At 34.0% G+C, this 12,626-nt stretch carries 12 protein-coding genes; 2 read left to right on the plus strand and 10 right to left on the minus strand.

The annotated features are described in order from the left end of the window. Positions 1–96 precede the first annotated feature (96 nt). The 8 genes from LA20249_RS06765 to LA20249_RS06800 form a co-directional block, all read right to left on the minus strand. Entirely contained in the window at positions 97–945 is an 849-nt protein-coding gene (locus LA20249_RS06765) for a DegV family protein (RefSeq protein WP_057738227.1), read from the minus strand. Positions 946–950: 5 nt separating this feature from the next. Next, positions 951–1,484: a DUF1836 domain-containing protein gene (locus LA20249_RS06770; RefSeq protein WP_057738221.1), complete on the minus strand. Its 534-nt coding sequence runs from the start codon at positions 1,482–1,484 to the stop codon at positions 951–953. A gap of 108 nt (positions 1,485–1,592) precedes the next feature. After that, positions 1,593–3,221 carry an APC family permease gene (locus LA20249_RS06775; protein WP_057738214.1) on the minus strand — a complete coding sequence of 543 codons (1,629 nt, stop codon included), beginning with the start codon at positions 3,219–3,221 and terminating at the stop codon, positions 1,593–1,595. A gap of 378 nt (positions 3,222–3,599) precedes the next feature. After that, entirely contained in the window at positions 3,600–4,382 is a 783-nt protein-coding gene (locus LA20249_RS06780; RefSeq protein WP_235806747.1) for an ABC transporter permease, read from the minus strand. 7 nt (positions 4,383–4,389) lie between these two features. Next, entirely contained in the window at positions 4,390–5,184 is a 795-nt protein-coding gene (locus LA20249_RS06785) for an ABC transporter permease (RefSeq protein ID WP_235806746.1), read from the minus strand. A gap of 2 nt (positions 5,185–5,186) precedes the next feature. Beyond that, a complete protein-coding gene (locus LA20249_RS06790; RefSeq protein ID WP_057738208.1) occupies positions 5,187–6,164 on the minus strand; it encodes an ABC transporter ATP-binding protein in 978 nt (325 codons plus the stop codon). 734 nt (positions 6,165–6,898) lie between these two features. Continuing rightward, the gene (locus LA20249_RS06795; protein ID WP_057738203.1) at positions 6,899–8,521 is read right to left on the minus strand and encodes an APC family permease; all 1,623 of its coding nucleotides are present in this window, start codon (positions 8,519–8,521) and stop codon (positions 6,899–6,901) included. A gap of 106 nt (positions 8,522–8,627) precedes the next feature. Then, a complete protein-coding gene (locus LA20249_RS06800; protein WP_057738201.1) occupies positions 8,628–9,182 on the minus strand; it encodes a TetR/AcrR family transcriptional regulator in 555 nt (184 codons plus the stop codon). 127 nt (positions 9,183–9,309) lie between these two features. Here LA20249_RS06800 and LA20249_RS06805 point away from each other — a divergent pair, with 127 nt between their 5' ends. Together LA20249_RS06805 and LA20249_RS06810 are read left to right on the plus strand one after the other, a co-directional pair. Continuing rightward, entirely contained in the window at positions 9,310–10,362 is a 1,053-nt protein-coding gene (locus tag LA20249_RS06805; protein WP_057738199.1) for an ABC transporter permease, read from the plus strand. Then, entirely contained in the window at positions 10,362–11,030 is a 669-nt protein-coding gene (locus LA20249_RS06810) for an ABC transporter ATP-binding protein (protein WP_057738195.1), read from the plus strand. The genes LA20249_RS06805 and LA20249_RS06810 overlap by 1 nt, the downstream gene beginning before the upstream one ends. Positions 11,031–11,146: 116 nt before the next feature. On the opposite strand, the gene LA20249_RS06815 is transcribed toward LA20249_RS06810, so the two are convergent. Both LA20249_RS06815 and LA20249_RS06820 read right to left on the minus strand, forming a co-directional pair. After that, a complete protein-coding gene (locus LA20249_RS06815; RefSeq protein WP_335583117.1) occupies positions 11,147–12,091 on the minus strand; it encodes an IS3 family transposase in 945 nt (314 codons plus the stop codon). After that, positions 12,043–12,576 (minus strand): helix-turn-helix domain-containing protein, encoded by a 534-nt coding sequence (locus LA20249_RS06820; RefSeq protein ID WP_101836851.1) that lies wholly within the window; start codon positions 12,574–12,576, stop codon positions 12,043–12,045. The genes LA20249_RS06815 and LA20249_RS06820 overlap by 49 nt, the downstream gene beginning before the upstream one ends. Between the last annotated feature and the right edge of the window lie 50 nt (positions 12,577–12,626).

Consider the following 12,626-nt stretch of genomic DNA (forward strand, 5'->3'; position numbering starts at 1 on the left):
TTGCTATACCGGCTTTTTAGTTTCTTTTACTTGTACTAGCAAAAAATACATCTAGACCAGTTGATAAATATCAATTAATCCAGATGTATTATTATTCTAAATTTTAACCACTGCTACACCGATCAATCCGGGACCAGTGTGAACACCTAAGGCTGGTCCAACTTGTTCAGTAAACTCTTGTTTACCTTGGATACCATTATCGTGCAAAATATCTAACATGTGTTGACCACCAGCTTCATCAGCTCCATGACCAATTCCAATCAAATAGTCTTTGTCATCGCCAATGAATTTTTTAGCATAATCAAGCATCATTTTCTGACCCTTTTTCATACCACGCGCTTTAGCAGCAATTGTATAAGCCCCCTCAGGCGTACAAGTAACAATTGGTGCTAACTTCAACATTCCACCAACAGCTGAAGCAACCGCACTAATACGTCCTCCGGCACGTAAATAAGTTAGTGTAGGGATGCAGAAATAAACAATCGCATTTTGACACATTTTCTCCACTGCAGCAGCTACTTCGTCTAAATTTTTGCCATCATCAACTAAATTCTTAGCTCCAATGGCTACTAACCCAGAAGCAATAGCTACTTGCTTAGTATCAAAATATTTTGAAACAAACCGGTCGTCGTCTTCTAGAAAAACTTTTAAGAAATTAAATGTTCCACTCAAACCTGATGAAACTGAAATTGAAATAATCTGGGTATAACCATCGGCAGCAATTTTATCCAAAGTTTTTTGAATCGATTCACCTGATGGCAATGATGTTTTAGGAATCTCAACAGGAAGGTTTTGATAAACTTCTTCGGCAGAAATATTCACTCGGTCAAGGTAAGTCTTATCATGATAAGTAATTTGCATTGGTAATTCATAAATACCGGCTTTTTTGAGATATTCTTTTGGCAAATCGCAACAGGAATCTACCAATACGGCAATCTTTTCCATTTTAATTAGCTCTTTTCATCTTGATTATTATTTTCTATCATTAATATTTTTTTAGTAATTAATTTCGTGGCAAACGCCATCGTGACCATCTCGACTAATAAGTAGGCTGATGATTGGTCCTTTTCCGACATGACTTGTCCCTCTTCACGATGATTCAACATCTTTAAAGCGAGTTCTTGCTTATCACAGAAAAAATCAAAAGCTTTGGCAATACCACCATTCAATTTTGTCTGCATATCTAAGCCTTCTTGAATCTCACTGATTGAAACCACTTGCTTCAAAAAGGTTATTGCAATCAAATATGCAAGATGTTCACGATTGTAACGCTTCTTAACAGGATGTGGCATCAAGCCATTCTTAACATAGTTATTGACCATTGATGTCGTTACAACTGGTCCATCTTCTAACCAAATCGGCCCAATATATTTATCAACTAGTGTCAAAAGTTGGTCACGATAGAGATTTAGCTCAGGTAGATCCTCAAATCTAGGTAAGTGATAGTCCTCCAATGTATCTAACCAGTTCTGTAACTCATCCATGAAAATGCACCCCTTTTTGTAATTACCAGTATAATTTATCATAGTTATCGTAACTATTCAATCTAGTTTTTAAAACTAGATATAAATTTAATAAAAAAGCCTTGCACACTACTCAAGACTTTCCTTAACATTATGTTCTCGCCAACCAAAGGCTACTGTCACTGTAATACCAACCAGAGTTAATAAAATTATATAACCTAAATTACGACTGAAATTCGTATCTCCCAGATACAAATCTCCTAACAAAGTCGTCAAGACCGCTATCCAAATCCCAATCAATTGAACTTTGGTAAAGGCTGTTCCCGTCTGACTTCTTTTTTCTCTCTTCGTAATATATGGTAATACGAAACCGAGACCAATTAAAACAAAGATAGCTACAAAATTAATAATCAATTCATACCACCACATTGATGATCCAAAACTGACATCTTGTGGACCAATCGCTGCAATAGTCGCTACCCCAGTAATAATCAGACACCACCAACCAACGATAAGCGAAAGAGTTTTATCCTTGATATAAACATAGCCTGAACTAAAGATATCATCATTTTTTCTAACTTTGATAAATGACCAAAAAATCCAGCAAGTTACTCCTGGCGAAATAATTCCATTGAGATTTAACAGCCAGTTAAAAATATCCTTCATATTTGGCAATAGAATTCCTAAAAACATGATAAAAGCACTTAAACCGACTGTTAATAAATAACCATTAATCGGCAAGCCGGCTGTGTTAGTTTTGCGTAAAAAGCTTGGCATATATTTATTACCCGTATCGGAAATTAACATTCTTGTCATAGCATTCAAAAGTACCGCCAATAAAGCTGCCAAATAAAAAATTTCCGTCACAGCAAAAAGATACATTAAAGTGTTACCCAAATGAAATCTTTGACCCAAAGCTTGAAAGGCGTAGTAAGATCCATTGATCTTCAAATCATTTGGTAAATGATAGGCGTTAAAAAAGACCCCTAAAGAAAATGAACCAAAAATAGTCAAAAAGCCAGTCATCAATGACAACATAATCATGGCTTTAGGAAAATCCCTATTGGGATTACGCATCTTAGTCACAAAAGGTGCAATCCTTTCGGCACCATTAATCGCAAAGATTAAGAATCCCAAAGTCGTTAAATAGTGCAGATTAAAACTAGGTACGATCGTATGAACCGTCAGAGGTTTAGTTGCGATGTGACCGCCCATTCCTAAAGCTGTGACCGTCATCAAGACAAATAAGACCGTCATACCAAACATGGCAATCCCACCGATCGTACTCAACACTTCTAGTGAATGTTCAAAACGAGATTGAATGATGATAAAGAAGACGAATATCAATAACGTAAACAGAGCAAACTTACTATTCGACATCTGATTTTGTAATTCTGCATTGCCGTGATAAACCCAGCCAATCGCGACTGCAATCGTATTGGCGGTATCCACAACATAAGGAATTGAAGCGGCCCAATAAGTCCAGGCAGCAAAATAGCCTAAGAATTCCCCGCTGGTCTCTCTGACCCAAGACGTTAATCCACCACCATCGTCATCAAAAGTTGAACCCAATTGTCCAACCATCAGCGAATACGGAATAACGTACAGTAAAATCATGATAATCCAAGATGTGATGACTCCCATCCCTTGATTTTGGAAGTTATAAGTCAGATCATCGAATCCAACAACTGTCACAAAATCCATTAAAGCTAGCACAGGCCAACTTATATACTTTTTCTTTGTTCCCAAATCTGTCATGGCGTTTTCCTCAGTGAAAATAAATCATACTTTCCTAATTTATTACACCTAGTGGTTACTTAAAATATACAATATTTTCTCGGTAATAAACTAAAAAATGATTCAAAAATGTAAAAATATTTAAGCGCTTACTTTCCCGACATGACCGCAACTATAATGGTTGCCTTTTAAGTGTACAATTTGGAAAATTAGCGACTCGAAATATTCTACCATAAAAGAAGCTAGTGGGATATAAAAAGTTTCACTCAGACATTTCAATTTACTCAAAAAAATATCCATTCAGAATCGCACAGATAAATGTGTGAATTCTAAATGGCAGTTTTCCAACCTAAAACTTTTAATAGACGACTATTTATTAATTCTATTGCTTCATATTTATTATCTTCCGGCCCCATCATATTTTCTGACCCCCAACTTCCATACTAAGATATCAAGTACTACGAAAATTACTGCAATTAAAAATTGAATTATTACAATAAATTCTTTTTCAGGTCTTATTAAAATTAATGCTACTGGAGAAGCTACCATTCCCAAAGGTATTAGAAAATTGAATAATAAACTACCTGTACCTTTATAAATGCTTGAAGGGTATCGACTAATTTGAATCATACTCAGAAATAAATCTGTTCTACCAAAGTTGGTTGGAAACCAGAATGTAGAAATGGTCCATAAAAACCACAGAGAATAATAAATTGTTCCGCCTAAAATACTTGCCAAACTTGCAAGAAATATTTGCGTTGCAGTAAATCCAAATCCCCTGCTAGCATAAAAAATAATTGCCAATCCTAAAAAGCCATTTAAAAACTGTGTAAAGTCTATAGATCCAAAAAAATAAAACAATTGGGGATTAATGGGTTTTAACAAAATTGTATCTAGCGTCCCCTCTCGTATATCATTTTCTAAACGAGGCATTGATTTCACCAAAAAAGCCATCATAATACTATCAATTAGTGTATATATTCCTATCAATAACAGGCATTCCTTAAAACTCCAGCCCGCAATACTATTTACATTTAAATAAATAACCTTAAAAAAAATAATTGGAACTCCTATCCAAATCATTGACGACAGTATTCCAAAAATGATATCCAACCTGAACGTTAAACTTTCCAAAACGGCAACTTTAGTTAATGATTTAACAAAAATAAAATTTTTTCTCATGAGAAATTTAACCCGCAACATCAGAATACTTCTGAAGTCCCTTCCTACTGACAAAAGACAAAGTAACACCAAATCCAACTATCCAAGTTAATTCCAATAAAGTATTCATCAGCCATGTTTTACCAGTCATTCCTTTAATAAGAACATTAATTGGGAATGAACTAAAATACTGAAAAGGTAACCATTGTAAAATACTTTGCCAAAAATCAGGTAATATTGATATAGGAAAATAATATCCAGCCAATAAACTTACTAATACCTCCTTGACTAGTAGAACAAAAAAGAGATTTTCAAACCAAAAAGCTAGGCTTCCTACTATATAGGAAAATAAGAACCAAAGCACCGTTGCTAAAAATAAACTAATTAAGAACTGAAAAACAAGGATTATTGAGATCTTACTTTTAGAAATAATTATTATATAAATCCCGCCCATTAAAATTAGAGGAGATAATATAAATAAATTGGCCATTCTATCACCAACCATTCTAAAAAAATAATATTTTTGAATAGAAATAGGTTTATGTAAAATATTCGATAATTCACCAGAATGAATATCACTATTTAATTCCCAATCAATCGCGTACCAAACAAAAAAATTAATAAAGTTGACCCCCACATAGTAGAGAATTAATTGATTTCGTGAGAACCCGCCCAAAGTCTCATCTCCATTTAATATGCTTGACCATAAATAAAACATTATAGAAATTGGAACAAGCGATTGTAACAATAAAATAAAAACACTACTTTTGTTTGAAAGAATCGACTTCATTGAAAGTTTTATAACCGAAAAATATATCATCATTTTTAATATCCTTTTGAAAATAATTCAAAAATTACATCATCTAATTTCAAATTATGTATTTTAAAATTAGATCCCTCTTGTTCCTTGTTAAGATAGGATAAAGTTTTATCTACCTCATTTTTAGGTACTTTTATAGTAATAGTTGCTTGATCCTGATCTACAACTTTTTGATTAATTTTAGAAATTTCAAAAAATTCACTTTTAGTAAAACTAATATATTTATCCCTGCCAAATTTATTCAATAATTTATCGGTCTCTCCATCCCAAATAATACTTCCCTTATTAACAATTATTAGTCGATTACATATAGTAGAAATATCTTCCATATCGTGCGAAGTGAGAAAAATCGTGATTCCCTCTTCCCTATTTAACTGGACTATAAACTTACGAATATCTCTTTTGGCTATAACATCTAATCCAATAGTTGGCTCATCAAGGAATAATATTTTAGGTTGAATAACAACTCCGGCCAAAAATTCTACTTTCATTCTTTCACCCAAAGATAATTTTCGCGTCTGCACATCTAACTTATTTTCAATTTTCAATAATTTTGCAATTCTTGCGACTGTTGATTCAAAAACTTTACCATCTATTTCGTAAATTGATTTCAACAATTGTAAATAATCTCTTGGGGTCAAATCTGGGAAAAGCTGAGATCTATTTCCCATTACTACAGCTATTGATTTTTTAAATTCTTTTTTTCTTTCAATCGGATCAAAGCCATTAACTACACTATATCCTGAAGAGGGAAATAAAGTCCCCGTAAGCATTTTAATTGTAGTCGTTTTTCCAGCTCCATTTTGACCTATAAAACCGACACTTTCCCCAGCCGAGATAGAAAATTCTAATGATTTTACAGCTCTTATTACCCGCTTATCGGGCTTAAACAAAGATTTAATTGCCCCTAAAGTTCCATTACTCCGATTCGTAACTTGGTAATTTTTTGATAAATTATGCACCTCAATTATATTATTCGTCATAATACCTCAATCTCTTCGCTTTTTTTCAAAATATTAATTTTTTAAGGTCATTTATTCTCTCTACCATTTCCGATAAATCACTAGTAGTAAATAATTGAACTTCATCATCTGCAATAGTAATATTAAATTCATTTTCACATAAAAATATCACAGCCATAGTTGCTATTTTTTAATTTTTATCTAATTATATTCTAATGTAATAATAATTCAACATTTTTTGTTTTATATTTTAATATAAAGCTATCAGCACGAAGGAAATTAATCACATGAGAAATCATTTATTTTACATTAACGATCAATGGAATGGAATTATATAGTCTTTATTTTTAATAATTGTTTACCTATATCATTAGTTTAATTAAAAGATATTTAATTAAATCATTCTGAATAGATTGGAAAGTTAGCAACTCAAAATATTCTCCATAAAAGCTAAGGACTGGATATATAATTTTTTATTACAATGTTTATTGCTTAAGGTAGATTATATACACCACTATTTCTAGAATTAAATAAGCTATAAAAATAATCCATAGTATCCTATCAAAAAAGAATATCGAAAGCAGCATTACAATAGTACAAATTATGTTAACAAGAATACCTATCTATTCTTCAATTTTTATAAATTCAGGGAACTCGTGGCAAAAAAAATCGTGTCGATAAAATGAATCTACCAACACGATTAAATCTAAGCTCGATTTTTTATTTATTACCACTTGAATAGTTAAGTACTTTAACTATGCTTCTTTTAGATTATATTCTTTCCAACCAAAAGCAATTACTAGAGCAATTCCAACTACACTGATAATTATGATAGAAACAATATTATGTTCATAATTCGAACCACCTAGTGCTAGGTCTCCAATAATAGTAGCGGCTAAGGCAACTAATATTCCAGTCCACTGCAAGCGTGTGAAGGCTGAACCAGTAGTACTTCTAACTTCACGACGTGTTACATATGGTAAGAGAACACCTAGACCAATCAAGACAATGATGGCGACAAAATTGATGATCAATTCATACCACCAAGTTGGAGAAGCAAACTGAACGTCTTGAGGTCCAATCCCAAAGATGGTTGCTACGGCAGTGATGATCAGACACCACCAACCGACTGCTAGAGCTAATTTATCATTTTTAATATAGACATAATCAGATGGGAACTTTTGACTATCTTGTCTAATTTTAATAAAGGCAAAGAAAATCCAGCAAGTAACACCTGGTGAAATAATCCCGTTCAAGTTTAAGAGCCAGTTGAATATATCATTCATACTTGGTAAGAAAATACCTAGTAACATGATAAAGGCACTCAAACCACAAGTTAATAGATAACCATTAACTGGTAAACCGTTAGAATTAGTTTTACGTAAAACTTTAGGCATATATTTAGCACCAGTATCTGAAATTAACATTCTAGTCATCGCATCAAGCAACACAGCTAACAAGGCTGCTAGGTAAAATACTTCAGTCCAGGCAAAGATATACATTAAGGTATTACCCATATGATATTGCTTACCTAAGGCTTGGAAGGCATAGTAAGAACCATTCATCTTCAAGTCATTTGGTAAGTTGAATCCATCAAAGAAAACACCCAATGAAAATGATCCAAAGATGGTTAAGAAGGCCGTCATAACGGCTAACATAATCATAGCTTTAGGGAATTCACGTTTGGGATGGCGCATTTTTGTAACGAAAGGTGCAATCAATTCAGCACCATTAACTGCATAAATCAACAAACCGATCGTCGTTAGATAATGTAAATCAAACTTCGGAACGATTGTATGCCAATTCATCGGTTGTGTAGCAATATGACCACCAGCAGCTAGTCCAGCAAAGGTCATTAAGACAAATAGTACCGTCATACCAAACATAGCGATACCACCGATAGTACTCAAAACTTCAAGCGAACGTTTGAAACGTGATTGAACAAAGATAAAGACAATAAAAGTTACTAAGGTCCAAAAAGCAAACCAGCCATTTGACATCTGCGTTTGCATTTTAGCATTACCATTGTAGGCCCAACCTAGACCAACAACGATTGAATTAGCTGTATCGACCACGTAAGGGATCGAAGCGGCCCAATAAGTCCACGCAGTAAAGTAACCTAAGAATTCGCCACTAGTACCACGAACCCATGAAGTAAGTCCCCCACCTTCATGATTAAAAACTGATCCTAATTGACCCACCATTAATGAATATGGAATAACATATAAAAATAGCATGATAACCCAAGAGGTAATAACACCCATACCTTGGTTTTGAAAATTATAAGTTAAATCATCAAAACCAATTACGGTAACAAAATCCATTAAGGCAAGAATAGGCCAGCTTATATAATTCTTTTTTGGTTCCAAATCTTCCATAATAAGCTCCTATAATTTATACATATATTTAACACAAGTTTATATTTTACTCTTTTGAATTGATATACATAGAGTCTGAAATCGTTTTCTTAAAGAAATTCTTCAATTATTTATCGACTTCGATTGTTGAAATTAGCAATTTGTCAGCCAAATTAGACAATTTAGTAATATCAAAATTCTTGTTACGCATTGCAGTATGCAAAACGCCGACCATGCCCCAACAACAATAATTTAAAATATACTCAGCTTCAATCTGATTGGAAAAAGGAATCACTCGCTTGCCGTTCGTAACGGTCAATTGAATTAATTTTTGCATCAATTCTGAGTCCGGATTACGACACAAAACGCCAATCATTTTTTGATTATCCTCGATATAGGACATAGCAACTTTAAAGAATTGGGGACCAATGGCACTTTCATCATTTGGAGGTTCAAACTCCTCTAGTATTTCAGAAAAATGATGCATTACATAGTCTTCCGTTTTATGAAGCAAATCATAAATATCTTCATAGTGCAGATAAAATGTTCGACGATTAATATCAGCTTTGTCGGTAATCTTTTGAATCGTTATCTCTTTAATTGGCATAACTGACATTAAATCAATAAAATTTTCACGGATAGACTTCTGTGTACGTCTAGTACGGCGATCATTTTCATTCATTTTGAACCCTCCTTTAACCACAATTTAGTACTTTGTGTGTATTAAGACACGGATCTCTTAAGTCTGTTTATTGTTCACATAGCACTTTCTTAATATTATAAGTCCATAAGTCAAGGAGGAACACACAATGTATTTAACTTTAAAAGAAATTAGACACGATAAATGGAAATTCACTGCTTTGGGCTTGATCATCTTCTTAATCGTTTTTCTAGTTCTCTTCATTACTGGATTAGCCAACGGCTTGGCTAATGACAGTGGTTCAGCCATTAAAGAGACACCTGCTAAAACCTTCATTCTCCAAAAAGGGTCGCAAGCTCGACTCAACCGATCCAATTTATCTACAAAAGATTGGCAAAAATTTCAAGACAAGTATCATAATGCCGCTACAAAATTGAGTATCGCTCAAATGACGATTCAAAGAAAAAATAACGCTAGTAAGAAAACTGATATTGCTTACTTCATCACCAATCAAAACAGTTTTCTTACCCCTAAAGCTGTTAAAAAGACAACTGGAAACGAAGTCTATGTCAGCAAGAAATTAGAGACAGATGGCTACAAGGTCGGTGACAGTTTCAAAGATTCAAACAGTAATAAAACTTTCAAAATAGCGGGCTTCACTAACAACGAATCCTATTCGCATTCACCTGTCATCTATTTAAACAATCGCCAAGCTACAGATATTTTACCTGACTCCAATAGTTTCAATACTATTGCCTTAAAAAAAGGTCTATCTAAGAAATCTGGCTATCAGGTTATCACTAACCAAACTCTTATTGACAACATCCCTGGTTATTCGGCTGAACAAAGTTCGCTTTACTTGATGATTGGTTTTCTATACTTAATTTCATTATTCGTTCTAGCGGTTTTCTTCTACATCATTAACTTACAAAAAATCAGCGATTTCGGAACGCTCAAGGCTTTGGGTACAAAAACCAGTTATCTAGTCGGACATGTTCTAACTGAAATGGGACTATTATCGCTAGGTGGAATCCTTGCCTCATTTTTAGTAACTTACTTAATCAAACTCAAGATGCCTGCCTCAATGCCTTTCAGTCTCAATTTAACTACGTTATTAGGAACTGGAGTACTATTTCTCGTCATTGCCCTTATCAGTGCACTTTTGTCACTTATTAAGGTGGTCAAAGTAGACCCTATCAATGCTATTGGAGGTAACAATTAATGTCAGTCTTAGAATTAAAAAATATTATTAAAAATTATCCTGATGGACAAAATATCAACGAAGTCTTAAAAGATATTTCTTTTCAAGTCAAAAAAGGCGAGTTTGCGGCTATCATTGGACCTAGTGGTGCTGGTAAAAGTACCTTATTGACCATCATGGGAGCTTTACTTTCACCTAGTTCTGGAAGTGTCTTGTTGAATAATCAAGATATTAGTCAACTATCCAAAAAGAAACAAACACAAATTCGTTTGAATGAGATTGGCTTTATTTTCCAAAATGCTGATTTGATTCCTTACTTAAAAATCTCCGAACAATTACAATTCATTCAAAAGATTTCTAACAAAAAACCAACTGATGCCTCCGCTATCCTCAAACAACTAGGACTGGGGCACCGTTTAAATAGCTATCCCAATGCTTTGTCTGGTGGAGAAAAACAACGTGTTGCTATTGCTCGCGCCTTTATCAATCAACCTGACTTGATTCTAGCTGACGAACCGACTGCTAGTCTGGATTCAAAAAGAGGACATGAAGTTGTTCAAATCATTCAAGAAAGGGTTCATAAGCAAAACAAAGCTGCCGTAATGGTAACCCACGATGAACGTGTCCTCGACTTAGTTGATACGATCTGGCAAATTGAGGATGGTAAGTTAAGAAAAGTAAATCAGTAGTGATAGATTTCGAAATGACCATCTAAATCAAACATTAAGATACCTTTTTTTAAACACAAAATACCACGTCATAGCATGTAAAGTGCAACACAAAAGTTAGACAAAATTGAATATTGTTAAGCTGATAAGGCATGTTCCCTGTATTCGCGGGGAGTCATGCCTTTTGTTTTTCTTGAGATGCGTCGATTGTTAAACCAATCGACGTACTCCTTAGAAAGTTTCCTAAATTCTTTCATATCTTTACAAGGTGGAAATCCATTGAGACATTCTGTTTTGAATAGATGAAAGAAACTTTCGATTGGCGCATTGTCGAGACAATTTCCTTTGCGAGACATGCTCTGTATAAATCCATCTTCAGAAAGCCTATCAGTATAATAATTTAGTTGATAATGCCAGCCTTGATCTGAATGTATCACTGGGTTGCTTCCTTTAGGTATAACTGTCGTTAATTCATTTAATGTATCCATAATTAATTTACTATTGCGACTATTACTTACTTGGAACGCTAGAACTTCTTTGCTTGCCTCGTCGGTAATTGCGGAAACATAAGCCCATTCGTTATCCCTTAAACGAACTTGTGTGACATCTGTATGCAGGACTTTAAAGGGCTCAGTTTCATTAAACTGTTGATGTAAAATGTTGTGTGCGACCTTTCCAACAGTTCCTTTATATGAGGAATACTTTCCATTTTTATGACGATTATAAAGATTTACTTGAACATTTAACTCATTCATCAAGCGACGAGCTACGGCATCTGCTATGTGAACATCTAGTTTAATTAATCCTTCTTGTACGCGACGATAACCGTAGGTTAGGCGTCCACGACATTTTCCACTTTCAGTAATTTTTAATATTTCAGTTTTTATATCTTTGTACTTATCTACATGATTTTTGATACGTTTACGCTCATCATGGTAAGTGGCCTTTTTAAGTCCAATGGCCTTAAGAATATCGCCTATCTTATACCGTTCTGCTTTTGGAAGAGACTCTTGTTCTACCCTGATCTGATCAACTATTTGTGTTTTTTTGCGTCCTTTGAAGTTCCGAACAGGGTCATTGATTTTTTTAAAATATCATTCTCCAACTTTGTGTCATATAATTCTTGATTCTTCTTTGCGAGTTCCTCGCGAAGTTGATCTAATTCATTCTTGTTTATTAAATGACGTAATTTCTTTTTATCATTTTTCACTTTGGATTTTCTGCCTTTCGGATGAGACTTCAAGGCTTCTATGCCATGTTTATTGAATGCCGTTCTCCAGGAACTAATCTGACACTTGTTAACATCAAATCTGGCGGATACTTCAGCTAAAGTTTCATCATGAGTTTGATAGTAGTTTATCACATCAATTTTAAATTCAGCTGAAAAGCTCCGTTTAGTTTTTTTTCGCTTAAGCGAGTCTACGCCGCTTAAGCGATATTTTTGAATCCAGAAACTGACTTGCCGTTTAGGTAAATTATGTTTCTCTGAGAGACTTTGCATGCTGGTTCTACCTTGGAGGTATTCACCAACAACCTCTGCCTTTAATTTTGAACTGTATTTAACCATATAAAAAGCGCTCCATAACTGTTAGATTTCTTGTCTAACAATTATGAAGC

The organism is Companilactobacillus alimentarius DSM 20249, assembly GCF_002849895.1.
Taxonomy (GTDB): Bacteria; Bacillota; Bacilli; order Lactobacillales; family Lactobacillaceae; genus Companilactobacillus; species Companilactobacillus alimentarius.